The sequence below is a fragment of the Pontibacter sp. SGAir0037 genome, assembly GCF_005491705.1.
Lineage (GTDB): Bacteria > Bacteroidota > Bacteroidia > Cytophagales > Hymenobacteraceae > Pontibacter.
Window position 1 is genome coordinate 61,395 of the sequence record NZ_CP028093.1, and the last position, 18,542, is coordinate 79,936.

Here is an 18,542-nt window from a genome sequence, read left to right on the forward strand (position 1 = left end):
CGCGTTTGTACTCGCGTATATCCGTGTATACTCGCGTAATAACACGGCTACGGTTTTGAAAGGTTTTACCTTTGCCTTCAGTAACTGTCTCATTTGCCATGGCTTATCCCGATCAAAAACCTATTTTGTACCTTAACCCGCTGGAGCACGCGGGCAAAGCTATTATCCGCATCTGGCACAAGCCCAACCCCTTCCTCTCCAAACGACTGAAGGAGGCTGGCTGGATCAAGTACAGCAGGACCTACAAGTGCTTTGTGATGCACCGCAGCAGCCAGGCCATCGAGATGACGCACCAGCACTTCCAGGGGCTGGCCAAGGTGGACACAAGGTACCTGTTCCGGCCCAAGCGCCTGCGCCCGGCGGAAGGAACCGTTATCCTGCAACAAGATAAGCATGTGGCAGAGCCATTGGGAAAGGTGCCCGCACGCCCCGTCGTGCGCCTGCAGCCCCTGGAACACCAGGGCAGACCGTATGTACAGCTCAGTTATCTTTACAACAAGGAAATCCATACCTGCCTGAAGCAAAGCAAAGTGGCCAGGTGGCTGCACGACATGCAGTGCTTTGTCATCCGCACCGAAAGCAGCAGTCTGCACACGCTGCTAACCGAGGTAGAGCGAGTAGCCCAGGTGTGGCTGGCGCAGACCATGCAGGTGAAGGACATGGCCCTGCAGGCCCGGCTCTGGGAACAATGTTACCGGAAGGGCGACGGCTATATTGCCTGCCCGCTTCACTACGTGGAGAAGCTGTTCCTGCTCAATTACAGCCTCAGTACCATCCGCACCTACCACAGCCTGCTCCTGCGCTTTCTGAATGCGCACAGGGATAGCGGGCTGGAGGGCATACATGCTTTCTCGGAAGAGGCCATCAACCACTACCACCGCCAGATGGTGCAGGCCGGCACCTATTCCGTATCGTTTGTGAACCAGTCCATCAATGCCGTGAAGTTCTACTACCAGCGCGTGCTGCTGCGGCACGAGGTGCAGCTGGGCCAGGTGGAGCGGCCCGAGAAGCCCGAGCGGCTGCCGCAGGTGCTCAGCAAGCAGGACGTGCTGAAAATCCTCTCTGTGACCGAGAACCTCAAGCACCGCTGCATGCTGCAGCTTTTGTATGCGGGTGGCCTGCGTATTGGCGAAGTGATCAACCTGAAACTTACGGACGTGCAGTCGGAGCGCAACCTGCTGCTGATCCGTGGCGGCAAAGGCAAGAAGGACCGCACCACGCTGCTCTCCCAAAAGCTGCTGGAAAGCCTGCGTGCTTATTACAAGCAGTACAGGCCCAGGGTGTGGCTCTTTGAGGGGCAGACGGGCGGGCAATATACGGTGGAGAGCATCCGCAGCGTGTTCCGGGCCAGCAAGGAGAAGGCAGGCGTGAAAGCACCCGCCACGCCACATACCCTGCGCCATTCTTTTGCCACTCACCTGCTAGAGCAAGGAACGGATTTAAGGTATATCCAGGTGCTGCTGGGACATCGGAGCAGCAAGACCACCGAGATCTACACCCACATCACCACCCATGCGCTGGATAAAATTGTCAGCCCGTTGGATAATCTCTAGCAATCACCTATATTAGCTTAACTATATAAACGCATGCGCACTACAGCCACAAGTATCAGATCCAGTAAGCAAAAGTGGACTCAAGCAGTGTTTAGCTACTACGTACATAGTGCAGATAAGCGTATGTTGTCGTATATACTATAGTTAGCAAAGAATAAAATCATCCACAAAACCCTTATAATATGAAAACACCAATTCTATCCCTCTTTATCCTGATTGTCCTTATTTCCTTCTCATCCTGTAAAAAGAAAGACGCTAATCCCAGAGAAGAACTTCCTGCAGCTACTATGGAAGGCAAAAACACTTTCGGAGCTATGGTCAATGGTAAGGTGTGGTTGCCAAAGGGCAGACCCAGTACGTTCCAGTCAAATTTTAATGTTATTTACGACCCTGCTTATAAAGGTGGCACTTTAAATATAGCAGCCTACAGGAAAACCAAAGAAAGTCCTGCAGAATACGATTATTTTATAATAGCTATGGCTCAAGTTGATAAAGCAGGAGTTTATACTTTCGATAATGCTGAGATAAGCGGAGTAAGGTTCTATAACGAATACTGCGATTATGACAAGGGTCCAGAAGTATCCCGCAGCGGCACACTTGAAGTAACTAAACTTGATTTAGAGAACGGCATAATAGCAGGGAATTTCTCATTTACGCTATCCAAGACTGGATGTGAAGACATTCGTGTTACCGAAGGTAGGTTTGATGGAAAACTGTAGAATACCAAAGAATATCCCTTGCTAACCCTGCACAGGCTCTATACTTCGGCTACGCCTCGTTCGCAGCCTGTACTAACCGTTAAGGGGTATCAAGCAAACGTATCACCTCCTCAATCTGCGTGGAAAACTCACTTTGAGCCAGCTTCAGCTTTTCAACAGCAATGCTGTTGATGCTGTGGCTGTTGGATAGCTTCTCGTGCTTTTCCAGGATGTCAAAGTTGTCGGAAAAAAGAAGGTCCACGTGAAAGTGCTTGCTGTAGAAGCTGAACAGAAGTAAAAGCAGTTCGATCGTCCCTCCCACCCCGTTCTCCAGCCGGGATATCTGGTTCTGGTTCACCCCCATGGACTCTGCCAGGCTCTCCTGCGATAAATCAAGCCGCTTTCGCAGCAGCTTTAGCCTTTGGCCTAACTCCTGTATGCTCACGCTCATACCTGTAACGCTGTGATTAGTGTCTTAACCTCATTTCTAATTTTATTGTAGTTTGCTCTCAGGATTTGGTCTTTTTGGTCAGGGGTGCCAAAGTTATAAAATTTTGGCAGGTCAAGATACTGCTTTTCTTCCTGTTGTATGTTATCAAGGTCAAGATTAATTTTACAGTGGTAGGTACTGGCAACGTACTTTCCGCTATACGCTTCGCTATCGGAAGCCACCTGGCCTACCAGTTCACCGGTCTGCAGATTGGCAATTTTTGATGCCGGAATAAGCGGTCCCATTTCCTCGTTCATGTTCACCGAAGTACGGTTCCGGTCCACACTGAGCCCCTCCTTTAGCTGCCTCACCCTACCAAACAGTTTCTCCAGCCAGTCAAGCGTTTCTTTATTACGGGCAGAGCCCGAGAGTACATTGGCCGCTACAGAGCAAATGGTGTCGGCTGTTTCCCTGCCATACTGCTGCCTCAGCTGCGGTAGTTCCTGCAGGCCCAGCAGCACAGCTATCTTGTTGCTCCTGGCAGTAGCGATCAGGTTCTCCACCCGGTGTATGTAAAGCGTGGGTGACTCATCCACGATCAGCCCACAGGGCAAGTTCCCCTTTGTATTGATCAATCGTGTCATGCGATTGAGGATAAGCGCATTGCAGGCACTGTTAATGCTCTGTGTGGCCGGGTCATTTGCAATCACCAAAACAGAAGGGTTTTCCGGGTCCGTTATTTTTAAATTAAAGTCGTCTCCTGATAATACCCAGAATGTTTCTTTTGTGGCCAGCCGGCCAATATTAATCTTTAAGGTGCCAATCTGCCCTTCCAGCTGCTCAAAGGCTCTGTTCTTGTAGGCTGTGGCAAAAGGCGAAAGCAGACTCTCCAGCTCAGGTTCGGAAAAGAGCACCTCGAAAATCTGATCATAGCTGAGGTTAATGAAGGAAAGCACATGCGGAAACGAGGAGTACCGGCCTCCCTCATGGCGGCTCAGAAAGTAGATGCAGCTGGCCAGGAAATTAACGGCTGACTGGTTGAAGAATTGCGCAGTCCCTGAGTCCCTGTCTCCTTTCCGCAGCGCCTCCAGCAGCGCCTCAGCCGTTTCGGTGGCATCAGCCAGGGTAGGCAGGTACTCCGGCTTTAAAGGATTAAACCTCCTGCTGTGCTCTACGCTGTTAAAGTTGATGACATGGAACCTGTGGTTTTTCAATACCCCTCTCTTTCTATTGACCAGGTAATGGTAATAAGTCGTTCTGGCCAGGTCTGGAAACTTGAAGTCGTAGACCATCATAGAGAAGCCTTTCCCCAGAAGCTGCTTGATAAAAGGCAACACCACCGAGAAAGACTTTCCAGAGCCGGGCGTACCGATCAGCAGTGTTGCCCGAAAGGGGTTCACCACATTAAGCCACCCGCGGTGTATCCGCTTTTGGTAATAGTAAAGCATCGGGATATTCACCGAGAAAGGCGTATGTACCAATTTCCTGGACTGCTCAAAGGACTCATTCTCCACGTTAAATTTGTCCTTCATCAATCGGTGCTGTATATGCTTGGAGATATTATCCAAGGCTATATGAATCATCATCGCACCTAAGAAAGAGAGCAGGATGTAAGCCGCATCAGACAGGGACACATCCCAGAAAAGAATACGGCTGCTTTCAAAGAAATAAAACAAACCCGAGCCAAAGAAAAAGGCGCAGCCGATGAGCAAGGGAAGGAAGATATGCCGGAGCGGGTCGAGGTCCAGGTTCTTCCTGGCCTTTGTGCCAATGCTCACGATCAGAATCAACCCGAAAGTGAAAGCTTTGGAGAAGTAGATGTGCTCATAAATAGCCATGCGCTTTACTTTGCGCAGTACAGGCTGCAGCTGATACATACTGCCCGAATCCATAAAGAGGAAAACAGCTACCTCCACCACAATAGTGAAGTAGATAAGTCCCTGTAGGAAGGAGTAAAGTTTTTTAATTTCGCTGGATTCTTCCATATCGTTCCTGATAAAGGTTATCCAATACTATCAGATAGATGTGAGGGAAAATCTTAGCAAACTTTCTTTCCCGAAAAAATTCCCGTCGACTAGCCAAATCCTGCTCACAATGGAATTTTGATGCCCGCCAGTAAGCCAGTCCTAAAGTTGTGGTTTACCCGAAGCACGCCCTCATTTTTCTGTTGGAGCATCAGCACTACATTTCCCGGCAGCACATAGCCCAGCTCCAGGCCTGCCTGCAGGGCTCCTATGAAGTGCTCGGTGCTAGAGCCAATGCCTGCCCCCACACGCAGCTTGAGGAATGTATTCTTAGACCGCGTAATCATGGGCTTGTAGGCGGCCCCCACCAGCCAGTTTTTGCTGTCGTCCACATTGCTCTTATAGGCATCACCGTAGATCTCATAGGAATTGTGGTAGCATTTGCTGAACTCTAGGGCAAGGTTAGCAGTTAAGGCATCCTTGTACATCCAGCCGCCTGCCAAGTTCAGGTGGGTGTAGCCCTCTTGCGCTCGGCACGGCAGCACAATTAAGAGCAGTAAGGAAAGGAGTAACGACTTTCTCATAAGGTGTCTGCATGAAGGATGTCGGAATAGTCAATTTTAAGGGAGATGGTGCGCCCAGAAATCTGCTCCTCGGCCACCTCAATATGGAACACCTTGTCCTCTGGGAAAGTAAACTTCCTGAAAACAAACACGTTCCGGTACTGGCGCTTGAAGTGACCCGTGTCATAAAGCTGGAAACTGGGCTGTAGCTCCACCTGTTGAAAGTTAGTGGCCTTGACAACCTTTTTATCCTCAACCTTAAACCGTATTTGATCGACCGTATAGGGAATGTTGGTATCATTCCTGAGGGAGAGATCAATAAAGAAATAGTCCCCCACCGTATAGATGTTGTTCAGCCTTGCCCGCATCCCCTGCCCTTTCGTAGTCACACTGTTGAACCGGGGTTTTCGCTGGAGAGCCAGCAGCGCAAACCGTGCCATGTCCTCCCGGCTCATGGCCACAGCCGGGTTCAGGTAATCATCTACCTGGGTAGGGTCTATACGCACCTCCGTGTCTGCCCGATCCGCCCGGCTGTAGGCTAGCTTATACTGTACAAGGAAGCGCTCTCCAACAATGGTGATAATGCCTGGCTTTGCTCCGCCATGCTTGGGTTTGACCCGAAGGATGTTGGCAACAGGTATGTCTCCGGCCACATCATCTGTGGAGATATCCACGTACTGTATCGGCTCAGGACTCACAATATGCGTGGAGATGCTTTCATGCACGTGCACTACCTGAAGAGAATCCTGTGCCGAGACGGAAAATTTTACGGCAAACAGCACATATAGAAGGAATAGCTTTTTCATATTACTGGGCTTTATTATCTATCAAATAAACAATGGTGTTGTACTTCAACTTAGCTTTATTCTTCCGGATGGCTTTGCCAGCGGCGCGGGTAGTGGTCTGCGAAACCCTTTCCAGCATAGAATAAAGCATTTGGCTGGCGTTGTCAGGTGAATCCTCAAAAGTCAGTGTCTGACCACTGCTCACATTCCCGGCAAGCTCTTTTGTAAAGTCCCGGAACTGTGAATCTGGGACATACAGCCCAGCCAAGCCGTCGTTGTCATAGATACTCAGGTCTACCGGGATGATTTGGTTGCCGTAGAGTATAGAGCGGATAGTTATCTCAATTCGTTGGGCACTGAAACCGGAAACAGTGCCGTAGAGGTAGCTGCCTTTCTTTATTTCGTAGTCCCGCACATAGATGTCATCCAGCAAGCGAATCCTGATCCTGCCGCCTTGCATCACCTTTAACCCTTCGTCCAGAATAGCTCTGATAAACTGCTCCTCACTGTCGGCTGTAATGGTATTGAAAAAGGCTTTATTCGTATTTCTGCTTTTGGTCACGGGTAACGGTGTCGGCTCTTGCTTCTCGGAAGCCGGTGCATGGGCCTTCATCGGCTGTGGCCCCCTACGAGAAGGCACAGGTTCCTCTCCTACCCGGCTCAGGCTGTCAATAAACATCATCTGCTCCCGGAATAGCCGCATTTCCTCTTCATATGCCGATTCAACTTTGCGCATAGGGCGGGCTGACCGTCCAGGCACAGAGGCAGTAGCCGATGCATAGCGCTCTGAGCTGATGCGCTGCCGCTGGCTTACCCGCTCCATAAACCCCTCCGGCTGCTGATCCGATAGGATACGGTTATTGAGACTGTCGAGCATCCGCCGCTCCTCCTCCGTGTACACGCTGCCATAGGCAATGTCCCTGGGGTCTACCCTATCCTCCCCGATTTCCTGCATGGCCGAGTAGTCGGTCCTATATTTAAACTCGTCCCGAAAAGCCGAGAACTTATCCTTCATTTCCCGCTTTCTCAAGTTAGCATCCGGAAGGGAGGTATTAAGGGCTGTTGTCTCGGTGAGCTCCACTTTTGTTTGTGCGGCGGTGGCCGCCGGTGTCATGTCCAGCCACAGATAATTAAGCAGGACAAGGAAAGGGAGTATGATGAGCGGGATGGCATACCTGGGATGCCGAAAGTTAATTCTCTTCATGGATGATTCGGTTTAAACGCTGATCAATAGCTTTGAGAAAAACACTGTCTTGGGCACGCAGGCTGTCAGGATCCAGCTGCCTGGCCGTGTTGTAGAGCTTTATCAGCTCCAGCATATCTGCGGTACTCGACCTGCCTATTGTCATCTTGTCGCCAGAAGTATCAAGCTGCCTGTACAGCTTGCCAACCGACACGGCATAGTTTCCCTGGTGCAGGTGCCGGACGACTAATAGGCCCATGACAGCTACAGACAGTAAAACCAGCATGGCCAGCACCACTGCTTTAGGATTCGAGGCACAGTTGTCCCTGACACTTTCCCTGAGGTATGAAAGCCTTTGCTTTATGTTACCGCTAAAAGGATTTCTTTTCGACATACTCCAAGTCCTTGTTCATGACCGTTTTCCAGTTCTTTATCAAAAGTCCATGGGGGTTGTTCTCTGTGCGCGGCACTTCCTCAAGATCCCCCTCTGTGACAAGAAGTCTTTTCATCACAGAGGTCTCCCGCTCAATGCGCTGTGTGGCGTAGTAGGTAAAGTGCCTGTTTTCGTCCACTTTAACGCTATCGGTTTTGATCGTCAAAACCGCAGAACTAGCCAGGATCTGGTTGTAATAGCCCTTCTCCTTCAGGTTGTTGTATTGTGCCAGACCGGATTCATCCACCAGGTACATGGCCTTGGAGATGTTATTCTTGATGTAGGCGTCATCTGGAGGTAGTGTGAAGAAGAGCAGGTGAAACATGTTCACGTGCGACTTGTACTCTACTGTCCGGTTTACCCCCAGCTCGGTCTGCTCCACCAAGAGCGGCACCGAGTGGTCGATCACATAGATCTTCTTCCGCTGCTCCTCGGCATAACGAAAGGCAAAGGCGCAAACCATACCTACTATAATGATGGAGGAGATAAAGCTGCCGATACTTACGGCAAATGCCAGCTTCATTTTCTTTTCGAGGTTGTTTATCATAGCAAGCGCTTTTTAGTTTATTTTAAAATTCCTCCGGCCGCCTTCGCAGCTCCTCCTGCCATCGTGCCAATGGCATTGCCCACGCCCGTGGTGTGCACGATCCAGGTGGAAATAATGGGAATGGTCAGCATGGCCAATCCTCCCACAATCAAGGAGACGATGTAGAAACTGATGCCGCCCGAGGGGAAGGAAACGTAGGCAATGAACATCTCTTCGTTGCCCAGTACCGCCTTCAGGATATCTATTTCCTTCATCAACCCATACTTGACCAGCACAAAGGAGATGGACATAACGATATAGCCCAGTCCCGAGTACAGCCCTACGGAAATATAGCGGGCAATCCAGGTCAGGTAGGAGTCCCGAAAGCCCGGCAGCACGCTAAGGGCAAAGGAGAAGGGGCCCAGGATCACTAAGATGCCTGCAAAGATGATCTGCAGGAAATAAATAATGTAGGAGCATACCTGGAAGATGCTGATCACAATCCACTCAACCACCATCATCGCCGTAAAGTGCAGCTTGGCCATCAGCATCAGGTAATAGCCTTTCATTTTGTTAAACAGGGGTTGCAGGTCAATCCCCATAGTTTCGTACCAGCTCGCGTCACTGGCCTCACTCTCAATCCGCTCAAACTCGGCGCTGCTCTCAGAGAGTTTTCGGGCCACAGAGTCCACCAGCGCGAGGCGTTCCCGGTGCAAATCCTCCACCTGGTCTACCTGTGCGCCGTACATGCCTTTTGCCTGATCATTGACTAGCTGCAGCGGCAGGTTCACTGCGTCGATAAACCCTGGCCAGAAAACAATCACCAGTGTCAGGGCGAAAGGGCGCAGCAAGGGCATGATGCGAAGCGTTTCATCCCCGGCCATCATTTTGTAAGCCTCCAGGCCAAAGTAGAGCAGCATGCTGATGGCGCAAAGCGCCTGCGCATCATACAGAAAAACACTCACCAAATCCTGTATATTGAGAAAGAGCCCGTCGAACAGGTCAAATATGGCTTTATCGATCAATTCACGCATAGCATCAGTCGGTTAAGTCCTGACTCGTTTTAAAGAGAGAGATGAGCCGCCTGAAATCATTCCTCAAGGCCGTAAGCTCCCCGATGTATACCCGCAGCTGCTCCCCTTTTTTGGCATCGTCCAGGTAAGCGTCCAGGATGATCCCGATGTCGGCGTTAATTCTATCCCGCTCGGCATGGATGGCCAAAATATAATCTGCCTGCACCCCGGCCTGCACCGCCTCAGCATTCATCCCCAATAGGGCAGTGTTGAGTTCATCGATCTTCTTTTTATACAACAGGTGGTAGCCTTTATTCAGGGACCTGTCGGCAAACTTGAACATCTCCTGCTCATATACCTGGCTTACAGCTTCCTCCTGCGCCTCCGCCTTCACCCTGTTCTGGCTCAGCAAAGCCATGGTAGGCGCAAGCTGCAGCATGTTCCGCCTGTCAGGTCCTTTCCTGTACTTGTTATGAAACAGAATAAAGTACCATTTCGGGTTGAACTTTCCCCAACGGGTAACAACCTCCCGCTCCAGCTGGTACCTTGTGTTTTTGCTGTTAACTGGCTGCACGCCTTGCCCCAGGGCATCTGTAAAGAGGCCAGGAAGCAGGGCCAGGCACAAAGCGGGTACAAATATTGAATTCATAGCAATTGAGATAATTTACTTCTTGATTGCCTTGTACTCATCCATCAGGGAGCGGATGATCGCCTGGCTGTTGTCAGGGTAAGTGAGTCCCATCGGATTCATAGTCTTCAAAAGTCCCGCGTACTTGGCCACACGCATCTTGCGCGTAATGGAATAGGCCAGGCCCCGCATCACCCGCAGCTCGTCCACTACGTGGCGGATCAGGGTGAGCCTGTCGGCATTGTTCATTAGGTTCACATCCGTGCCGATGACAGCTACCTGGTAGATATAGGTAAACAGGTCAGATGTCCGGTTGAGCAGCTCCAGCTCTGTCTTGGCAGCGATCAGGAGCAGCTCGTTATCACCGCGCGCCAGTTCCATCATTTGGTTTTGGTAGCGGCCTATGTCTGCGGCAATTTGGGAGGCGTAAATAATGTTCTTGCTCTGCCCGATAATGGATTGCACGGATTTAAGGGAGTTGTACATCTTTTCCTCCAGCTCCTTGATCTGCGTCATCTTCAGGCTGATGGTCGTCTGCAGGGCCGCGATCTTTCCTTCGTTTTCCTTAATGTCGTTTAAGGCCGCCTGCTGGGCCGTGTGGTTGACAACAAGTGTGGAAACGACCGCTGGGTCAAAAACAACCTGCTGGGCTAGTACATGACCTGTTACCAGGCTCATGAAGCTAAGCGTGTAGAGGTACTTTTTCATAGCTGCGTTGCAAAATCAGGTGAACAAATTCATTTAGCTTGAGCCCCGAGGCCTTGAAGTCTGCGACAAACCTTTCCAAGGCCTCCCTGAAATCCCCATACTTGCTCAGGTACACTTGCATAGCCTCTTTTTCCTGGCGCTCGGTGGTGAAGGTCAAATACTCTTCCAGCGATACCTCCACACCGTACACCTCACCTGTGGCCCCACGCTTGATGTAGACTTCCTTGAAGCGGCCCCGCCCCTCTTTGTTGTCAAGGCTGTTGATGGTAAATATCTTCTTGCGCTCCACCTCATTGATAGAGAGCAGCGCGGCGATCTCATCGAAATTGTCCTTGAATTTGGTCTGGTCCAAAAGGCAGATCGTATCGGAGTTGTTGATGATAGAGTTCTTAACCACAACATTGCCGATGATATCATCCAGCTCCTGTGTCACGACCACGGCCTCTCCCCAGAATTTACGGACCGTTTTATAGACGTAGAGGATATAGCCGGCCATCAGCGGAGAGGCAATGGCCTTCCAGGCCTCCTCGATGATGAGCGCCTTACGGTTCTTCTTGTGGCGCATCTTCTGAAGGAACACATCCATAATGATCAGGGTGGTGATCGGGAAAAGTACCTTATGCTCCTTGATGGCATCAATTTCGAAAACAATAAAGGGCTCATCAAACAGGGTGGTATCCATCTCGTTGTTCAGGATCTGGCCATACGCCTCCCCTTTGCAGAACTTCTTAAGGATAAAGCGATAACTGGTCAGGTCAAAGTCAATGGACTCTTTTTGCGTGATCTCGTCGATCTTTCTGATGGAGAAGTCATAGAAGGACTGGAAGGAAAGGTAGCTGCTCTCCAAGCCGTTTTCAAAGTAGTATTGGTAATAGGAAGTGATAACGGAAGAGAGGACGCTGTCCTCAATTTGGCTGACAGTGCCCCCGGCACCTTTCCAGAGCAGGCCCACCAATGACTTGAGAAATTCCCGCTTCTCCTCGTTGAATTCGGCAGCAGAGATCCGGAAGGGGTTCATGGTGATAGGCTGCTCCTCGGAGTAGGTAATGTAACGGCCCCTGTAGTAGGCACACAGGCCGGAGTAACTGTGTCCGGTATCCACCAAAATAACATCTGTGTGCTGCAGGGCATACTGCCGGATCAGGTGGTTCATGAAAAATGACTTCCCTGCTCCCGAAGGCCCCAACACGAACTTGTTACGGTTATTCATCCGGCCTGAGAAGATGGGCGCATCACTCGTGTCAATCGTGATAGGAATCCCCTGCCGGTCCGTGAAGTATACCTGAAAGCTGGATGACTCACTTTGCAGCAAACGTTCTTTAAAAAGCAGACATAAGGCCGCGTCTGAAGTAGTCAAAAATTTATCATATACTTTAAGCTCCGAACTATTGCCGGGCAAGGCACACCGGAATAGTTCGAGTTGGTTATATGCGTTTCGGGAGGGAATAATACCAATGGAAAACAAAGCGCTTTCCAGATAGTTAGCAGCACGGTCTATCTCCTTTTCTCTGGCTGAAAGCAGCACGCTGTAGTGTCCGTACACGAGCAGCTGGTTATCCTTGGCGATATCGGCCATCACCTGATCAATATCCCGCACACTCAGATCATTGGCCGGGTCAGGCATGGAGAGGTGTTTCTTTCTTTTGGCCTGCAGCCTGGCCAATTCATGGCGCTGATCTGGGATTTGGATCACCTGGTTGTACACCAGGCAGTCACAACCTGGTACCTGGTGCAGAAAATGCATCAGGTCTACCGGGAGGCTATACCCTATGTGAAGCGCTGTGTTTGGCTTAAGATTGGACGGAAAGTTGATCTCATCTATGTCCACAAGCGAGATACATCGGATAACGCTGTCACCAACTTGAAGGCCTTCCTCTGAGGCAAGGAGGTTATTGAGCGCATAAACCTCATCGGAAAAGTTGAAGGCAAGCATGCGGGAAATAAACTGCTTCACCTCGATCTCTTTCAGAGCATAGGGCTTGAAAGACCTGCTCTCCAGTATGTCCAGCACTTTGGCAACGTTCCGCTGGAATGCTTTGAAGTCTTTCTCGTCATATGTAAAGAAGCTGGAGCGCCGCACATCCCTTGTTATAGTTAGGTATGTAGAGACGTCCAGGTACTCTCTTCCTGCAAATGCCTCCTGAAATTTCTGACTCAGGAGGTCATCCGTTTTCTTCGGTACATAGCACTTCCTGGCTAGTATGTCCGTTTTCTGAAGGGTGTAGCCTGCGCCTAGAATTTTAACGATGTTGGCAAAGGTCTGGTGGAAGAGATGGTATGCCTCCACGTCTGCACAGTACTGCAGGGCAGGATTTTGTACTTTGATGATAACCGAATAGTCTCCGCGCTCATGATATAGAATATCATGGGCATGACGGTCTATGCCAATGTATGGCAGACCAAACCGCTGCTTTTTCATGGCTAAGAAAAGTGATGACGTTAAAGTTGTGCTGCCAGGGCCAGACTCCTATCTTCGTGCAGAGCGCCTCCATTGTGCGGGCATGATGTATACCCCTTTGGACTTCGTTTTATGATGCAACCCTTTCTTCTGCTGCATAGCCGTAAACCCCATACCGCCGAAAGTCACGACCACCAAGGCTACCAGACCTGAAAAGAAGTTGAGCGAAACAGATAAGACAACTGCCGCAAAGAAGCCAGTTAGAACGGAGGCCAGGCCCCAGTAGATATATCTACCTTTCAAGGACTTAAATACAAGGGGTTTTTGCAGCCCCTTGTAGACATTAAATCCTCTGTTATCTTCGGGAGCCACGGCTTACAAGCCGAAGAAGGCTTTGATCACCACCCCCACCACCATCAGGAATACACAGGACCCCATCCACCCCATGACAGCCTTTTGTGTGTCCTGGTCTCCGGAGTTCCACTTGATGTACACCCTAACTCCCCCAATCAGGCCAACAATAGCTCCGATGACTAGGATTAGGTTGCCTACAGGGTCAATGTAAGTTTGGAGTTCAGAGGCTCCGGCATCAATGCCTCCGGCCCCTTGAGCAAAGGAAGATGGGACAGCGAGGACTACCAATACGAGCATAGCAAGTAACTTTTTCATAATCTCTGTCATTGAGTTAAAAATTTATGAAGAAAAAGGTATTGCGTTTGAAAGTCGCCTGGCGTTCTGAAGGAACTCCTCTAGGGGTATCCCCTGCCCTATCACGGGCATGGCGACACTATTCTCGGAGGCCGTCTGGTGCGCAAAGGCATGCCCGTCGGCTGCAATAGGATATTCTTGGGGGCCGCTATCCAAGGGTTGCTCCTCCTGCTCGTAATCCTCATAATCCTCCTCGAATTCTTCCTCCAGGTAATCCTCGTCCACAATGTCTTGGGGTGCCTCTGTAGTGTCTACTAAATCTGAAACACTGTACTGCGCCACCATATCTGCGGCTACGCCTTTTGCATTTCGAAGGTACAGGTCAAATAACAGGTTACCTACATAATAAAGCACATAGAGTACTGCTACCGTAGCAAAGAAAACGCCCCAAGACATAGCTATATAATTTAAGTTAAAACATCGATTTACAAACTAGACATTCCTACTTTAAATATATAATCGATATGAAATACGGTTTTATACTTATACGTATATTTTAAGATTAGATTATTTATTTATATACTTTTTTACCTAATGTTATAGATTCAGCTTAGTTCAAGAACTTGTTATCCGTTCTATCTCGGAGCCTTTGGATCTCCTCTTTATGCTCTTCAATGAATTTGGCAAACAGGTAGCTTGCCAGCACATTGATTTTGATCCCTCCTTTTTTCTTCAGCAGGTCTAGCACTTCGTGTATATGCACGTCCACATAAACTGTTTTGGAGGTAAAGGTAAACTCATCCTTCGCACTATCGAGCTCAGCAAGCAGTTGTTCAAAGCTCAAACCTGACGCTGCTTTACCCGAAGCCTTTGCAGCTGTCTTTTTCGAGGAAGGCGCCTCCTGCTTTTTGCCTGCTGTAGCGGTAGAAGAAGCCTTAGGCTTTTCACCTTTTTTGCCCGATTTTGAAACTGCGGGCGCCGTCTCTTCTTTTTCCTCAGGAACTGGTTGAACAGCTTTCTCTTCTGCGTTTTTCTGCTGGGGAGCCTGTCCTATGCTTTGCTTAAAGCTCTTGATGTCAAACCCTTTGTTACCTGCTGTAGCCATGAATAATATACGTTATTTAATTAAAATGTTTCAATTATTGAATATTAATATAAATTTTATTTAAAGAATCTTCTATATTGTCTCTAAATACTCATTATATATATACCCAAAAGAATTATCGAGCACCCCACGGATATCCGAAGAGATCGATACGGTATCTATGCGTTGAAATCCTACCCGGTCTGGCAGCGCCGGAGCCACAGTGCCGAATTGCGCCAGCTGCTCATCCACGGCAGCTTTCAATTCATAGTTCACGGAGGACTTCAGGCGGTTTGGCAGGAACACGATCCTTACCTGCGGGTTAACATGCTTGGCCACCTGAACAAAGAACATGGTGGACTCAAAAGTCATCTTCTCATAGGCGAACGGACAGACGATCACCTCAGCGTCCTGGTATACAGCAATGAGCTCGTTCGTGTCCAGCCTGCCAGGCATGTCCATAATAACATGCCCCCCTTGCAGGCTATCAATATGCACCTTGTATTTCGGGTACTCCTCTACCTCCATCTTGATAACCTCGTACAGTGGGTCATTGGCATACAGCTCCTTCTCCTTCTCCCATCTGGAATAGATGGAGTCCTGAAAGTCCATATCCAAGATGATCACATTGTCCTTTTTCTCTAAGGCCAGATAGTTAGCCAGCAGTATACAGGTGGTGGACTTGCCTACCCCTCCTTTTTGGTTTGCTACTACAATTTTCATGTATTAATCGTCTATGTGTATTATCGTTTTCGTTGATTTTTTCTCTTCCTATTCTCGCCCTGATCAGGTCCGAGGTTTGACTCCATATGGTAAAGCATGGAAGCTGCCAGTTGACCGATGGTACTGGAAGACTGGCCCCATGCGTCCTGCAGCCTTTCCTCCCTCGCCCGATCACTACCCTTATCGAGCTCAACAACCTGCACAGCATGAAAGTCAGGCCTCTCATTGGTCAGATCTACCCAGGCATATACCCGTTTCTGCTGATGATCAATCAGGAAATGCTTTCCGTCTGCTTGGGCAATGCTCCAGCCGCAACTGTCCAGGATTTCCTGCAGCGGCCTGCCGCTGGCAAGGCCGCTGTGCAGCTTGGCGGCCACCACCTCCTTCTCCAGAGGGTCAGAAGGCTTCGCAACCGACAGATCCGACTGCTTTACAAAAAACAGCCTGGAAAGCAGCCTCATATCCTTATCGCTCGTCACAACGTACTGCCGTGCCTCCTGCAGCCTTTCCTGGTAAAGCAGCGCCCTGACATGGGTCTTATCAAGCATCAGAACAGGGATGCTGCCTTCTTCATCTCCCTTGATGCGGATCTCTCCCTTTCTGTTGATCAGGAGCCCTGTTGCCTCCAGCTGTATTTTGAAGCCGGTGTAACACAGCCCCCTGTCTGCAGAAAGCTTGGCTATGAGCTCCCGTCCAGCCTGTTTTTTATCTTCTCTGTTAACACTGGAAAGCAGCTCATCGAGCTTCATCACCTGGGAGCCCTTCAGCACCTGTTTGCTGGCATGGTCGAGAATCGTGTAGCCATAGGGAGTGCTCTTCCCCTCTGCCTGGTGCACCACCAGCTCTATCCCGAACTTTTCCTTTAATAGCCCGGAGAACTGCTCCACCGTTAGGCCTCGTTTATACTTGCGGAACATGGCTTTCAGCTGCCCTACACGCGCATCTGGTGCTTTATACTTCGCTATCCTGTCAGCGACTTCTTTCTTTGCAAAGGCATGCACCACTGAACCGTACTTAATGAACTGGTACTGTCCCTCCTTCTCCGTGACCTTCACGCCTTCCCTTTCGAGCAGCAACTTAAACTGAGCTTCAGAGGAAAATCCATATGCCAGCGCTTTCGTCAAGTATGCTTTTATCTCGTATGCCACATCCTGCATCAGAATCTCCTGCATCACTTTCTGAGACCTTACGTTTTCATACTTGTCATTCACCTTCTTCCCCTCTTTGCTTACCCTGGTAGACACCATGTGCACATGGTTGTGCGCAGTATCTGAATGAAAGTAGATAAGGTAGGGGTTATCATGGTACCCCATGCGCTGGAGGTACTGCTCCGCGATTTCCAGGAGTTCCTCCGCACCCTTCTCCCTTCCCTTGCAGGAAATAATGGCATGGAACTGGGACTTTAGCACTGATTCGTTTGTGTTTGCCACCAACGTCATGTACCTGATGTAATCCTCCTGCTTCAAGCTTCCTGCTGCCAGATTCAGAAAACCGAAGTTCTCAGCCTTGAGCAGCTGAGCTGCACCCTGTGCTCTTTTCTCTTCATTATAAACAACGCCATTGAACCCGGCAGCGGCAGAAAGGATTTTCACAATCATAGCCCACTCTTTAACGCATCAAAAATATAACAAATAATAATTTTCACATAAAAGCTACTATATATTATTTAACAATTTTAAAGTATTATATTTTATTTAATAATTATCAGTTGTTATTTATTGCTCAAAACTCAATAATTAATAGGTAACATTTATTAATTCTTATTTATTAATTCTTATTTATTAATTCTTATTTATTAATTCTTATTTATTAATTCTTATTTATTAATTCTTATTTATTAATTCTTATTTATTAATTCTTACTTATTAATTCTTACTTATTAATTCTTATTTATTAATTCTTATTTATTAATTCTTATTTATTAATTTTATTTATTAATTCTTATTTATTAATTCTTATTTATTAAATAATAAATATTATTTAACCTTCTTAAACCTAGCAGCAGCAATCCGGAGAAAAGACCGAAGCGCCTTGACCAATTCTTTTTCTATACCCCCGAACTCTATCATGTGCCTGTTAAAATCGGCAAGAAACTGCAGGTTTATCATATTGTTCGCCTTCAGGTAATTGACATAGCGTGCTACTTGATTGATATTGTTACCGACCCTGCTGATCTCTGGACCCAGCTTATCCAGAACCGCGATCAACTCTTTGGGATTAGCAATAAAATCGTCAGGCTGCGCCAGTGTCTTCTTTCGCAGGTAAACAGACAATAATTCATGCCCTGCAGCCGTCATCTCAGCCTCCAGTTGCCTGTATTCGCTATCGGAAAAGGTCAGCTTTACTTGTCTGGCTCTCTTTAAGTCAGGCGATAGTTTTGGACGCCCTCCCTTTGCTTTCTTAACATCTTCCATACATTCTATGCTCAATAAAAACACGAGTTGCGAGTGGCTTTACCCCTGCTGACAGCTACGCTGAAAGCAGGGCAAGAGGTTTTGAGGGACTCAAAACACATCTTGCAATACAAAGCCCTCCATACATCAAAAGAAAGAATTCTAAGCAAATAATACAAGGAGGGAGGGAGATTAGGAAGAGTAAGATTCCAAAGGCGGAGCATTAGGTAAGCTGGACGGGACAGGGGAGCATGGATGACAAGTACCTACTATAAGAAAGAGCTTCAAACACTAAATCCAGCGGAACAAATATTTAATAATTATTACTTATTAGCTATTATCTAAAATATAATAAGCAATATCTAATAACTAACATGTATTAGATATTACTTATAATTCTTTTTACAGCTAGTAATATGTGCCAATTAAAGGTAAGCAGCTTAAAAGTCAAAGTTGATAGTTTGAGACAATAAGCAGAAAGAATCAGAAAAGGGTAGACAGGTCAATAGGGGAGAGGTAGGGTTCCAGAAGCCTTCGGCTTTTAAAAGCCCGTATATGGCAAATACTACTATCGCTATTACATGAACTAAACCAAACCTCTGCAAAAAAATCACCTATGTAGTAGAGGCATACCCGATACTCCCCATCGAGGCGGCTTGAAAGGAACTGCCCCTCATCCCATACAGCCTGTGCCCTGTCATCGATAGAAAGAATACTATTGAACTCATATAGATTCATAGGCGAAAAAGCGAGAGGTTGATCAATAGGGTAGTAGGCAATATAAAGCTTAGCATCTTGTGCTTTGTGAAGCT

General features: G+C 48.3%; 21 protein-coding genes. 2 read left to right on the forward strand and 19 right to left on the reverse strand.

From position 1 onward, the window contains the following. The first annotated feature begins 98 nt into the window (after window positions 1-98). Both C1N53_RS22115 and C1N53_RS22120 read left to right on the forward strand, forming a co-directional pair. A complete protein-coding gene (locus tag C1N53_RS22115; RefSeq protein ID WP_240773492.1) occupies window positions 99-1,553 on the forward strand; it encodes a tyrosine-type recombinase/integrase in 1,455 nt (484 codons plus the stop codon). Window positions 1,554-1,735: 182 nt separating this feature from the next. Next, window positions 1,736-2,272, forward strand: a complete 537-nt coding sequence (locus tag C1N53_RS22120) for a hypothetical protein (RefSeq protein WP_137761654.1) — start codon at window positions 1,736-1,738, stop codon at window positions 2,270-2,272. A gap of 79 nt (window positions 2,273-2,351) precedes the next feature. Here C1N53_RS22120 and C1N53_RS22125 read toward each other — a convergent pair whose 3' ends face one another. From C1N53_RS22125 to C1N53_RS22215, 19 genes are all read right to left on the reverse strand, one after another. Further along, the gene (locus C1N53_RS22125) at window positions 2,352-2,702 is read right to left on the reverse strand and encodes a helix-turn-helix transcriptional regulator (protein ID WP_137761655.1); all 351 of its coding nucleotides are present in this window, start codon (window positions 2,700-2,702) and stop codon (window positions 2,352-2,354) included. Then, a complete protein-coding gene (locus C1N53_RS22130) occupies window positions 2,699-4,666 on the reverse strand; it encodes a type IV secretory system conjugative DNA transfer family protein (RefSeq protein ID WP_137761656.1) in 1,968 nt (655 codons plus the stop codon). The genes C1N53_RS22125 and C1N53_RS22130 overlap by 4 nt, the downstream gene beginning before the upstream one ends. 104 nt (window positions 4,667-4,770) lie before the next feature. Continuing rightward, window positions 4,771-5,229 (reverse strand): hypothetical protein, encoded by a 459-nt coding sequence (locus C1N53_RS22135; protein ID WP_137761657.1) that lies wholly within the window; start codon window positions 5,227-5,229, stop codon window positions 4,771-4,773. After that, window positions 5,226-6,014 carry a conjugative transposon protein TraN gene (traN, locus tag C1N53_RS22140; protein WP_137761658.1) on the reverse strand — a complete coding sequence of 263 codons (789 nt, stop codon included), beginning with the start codon at window positions 6,012-6,014 and terminating at the stop codon, window positions 5,226-5,228. The genes C1N53_RS22135 and traN overlap by 4 nt, the downstream gene beginning before the upstream one ends. A 1-nt stretch (window position 6,015) precedes the next feature. Beyond that, the gene (traM, locus tag C1N53_RS22145; RefSeq protein ID WP_137761659.1) at window positions 6,016-7,197 is read right to left on the reverse strand and encodes a conjugative transposon protein TraM; all 1,182 of its coding nucleotides are present in this window, start codon (window positions 7,195-7,197) and stop codon (window positions 6,016-6,018) included. Beyond that, window positions 7,184-7,570, reverse strand: coding sequence for a hypothetical protein (locus C1N53_RS22150; protein ID WP_240773490.1), 387 nt, complete (start codon window positions 7,568-7,570; stop codon window positions 7,184-7,186). The genes traM and C1N53_RS22150 overlap by 14 nt, the downstream gene beginning before the upstream one ends. Beyond that, window positions 7,548-8,156 carry a conjugative transposon protein TraK gene (gene traK / locus C1N53_RS22155; protein WP_137761660.1) on the reverse strand — a complete coding sequence of 203 codons (609 nt, stop codon included), beginning with the start codon at window positions 8,154-8,156 and terminating at the stop codon, window positions 7,548-7,550. The genes C1N53_RS22150 and traK overlap by 23 nt, the downstream gene beginning before the upstream one ends. A 17-nt stretch (window positions 8,157-8,173) precedes the next feature. Beyond that, window positions 8,174-9,169 (reverse strand): plasmid transfer protein, encoded by a 996-nt coding sequence (locus C1N53_RS22160; protein WP_116544930.1) that lies wholly within the window; start codon window positions 9,167-9,169, stop codon window positions 8,174-8,176. 4 nt (window positions 9,170-9,173) lie between these two features. Then, window positions 9,174-9,797: a hypothetical protein gene (locus tag C1N53_RS22165; protein WP_137761661.1), complete on the reverse strand. Its 624-nt coding sequence runs from the start codon at window positions 9,795-9,797 to the stop codon at window positions 9,174-9,176. Between the two features lie 15 nt (window positions 9,798-9,812). After that, on the reverse strand, window positions 9,813-10,484 hold the full coding sequence (locus tag C1N53_RS22170) for a plasmid transfer protein (RefSeq protein WP_116544928.1): 672 nt from the start codon (window positions 10,482-10,484) through the stop codon (window positions 9,813-9,815). After that, window positions 10,459-12,903: a TraG family conjugative transposon ATPase gene (locus C1N53_RS22175; RefSeq protein ID WP_137761662.1), complete on the reverse strand. Its 2,445-nt coding sequence runs from the start codon at window positions 12,901-12,903 to the stop codon at window positions 10,459-10,461. The genes C1N53_RS22170 and C1N53_RS22175 overlap by 26 nt, the downstream gene beginning before the upstream one ends. A gap of 48 nt (window positions 12,904-12,951) precedes the next feature. Next, window positions 12,952-13,254: a DUF4133 domain-containing protein gene (locus C1N53_RS22180; RefSeq protein ID WP_137761663.1), complete on the reverse strand. Its 303-nt coding sequence runs from the start codon at window positions 13,252-13,254 to the stop codon at window positions 12,952-12,954. 3 nt (window positions 13,255-13,257) lie between these two features. After that, on the reverse strand, window positions 13,258-13,551 hold the full coding sequence (locus C1N53_RS22185) for a DUF4134 domain-containing protein (protein WP_025603778.1): 294 nt from the start codon (window positions 13,549-13,551) through the stop codon (window positions 13,258-13,260). 24 nt (window positions 13,552-13,575) lie between these two features. Continuing rightward, window positions 13,576-13,986 (reverse strand): hypothetical protein, encoded by a 411-nt coding sequence (locus tag C1N53_RS22190; protein WP_137761664.1) that lies wholly within the window; start codon window positions 13,984-13,986, stop codon window positions 13,576-13,578. A 154-nt stretch (window positions 13,987-14,140) separates the two neighbouring features. Beyond that, entirely contained in the window at window positions 14,141-14,635 is a 495-nt protein-coding gene (locus C1N53_RS22195; protein ID WP_018480017.1) for a hypothetical protein, read from the reverse strand. A 72-nt stretch (window positions 14,636-14,707) separates the two neighbouring features. Then, window positions 14,708-15,337: a ParA family protein gene (locus C1N53_RS22200; protein WP_137761665.1), complete on the reverse strand. Its 630-nt coding sequence runs from the start codon at window positions 15,335-15,337 to the stop codon at window positions 14,708-14,710. Between the two features lie 20 nt (window positions 15,338-15,357). Next, window positions 15,358-16,935 carry a relaxase/mobilization nuclease domain-containing protein gene (locus C1N53_RS22205; RefSeq protein WP_137761666.1) on the reverse strand — a complete coding sequence of 526 codons (1,578 nt, stop codon included), beginning with the start codon at window positions 16,933-16,935 and terminating at the stop codon, window positions 15,358-15,360. A gap of 378 nt (window positions 16,936-17,313) precedes the next feature. Further along, window positions 17,314-17,751 (reverse strand): plasmid mobilization relaxosome protein MobC, encoded by a 438-nt coding sequence (gene mobC, locus C1N53_RS22210; RefSeq protein ID WP_137761667.1) that lies wholly within the window; start codon window positions 17,749-17,751, stop codon window positions 17,314-17,316. Window positions 17,752-18,213: 462 nt separating this feature from the next. Then, window positions 18,214-18,468: a hypothetical protein gene (locus C1N53_RS22215; protein WP_137761668.1), complete on the reverse strand. Its 255-nt coding sequence runs from the start codon at window positions 18,466-18,468 to the stop codon at window positions 18,214-18,216. Window positions 18,469-18,542 lie beyond the last annotated feature (74 nt).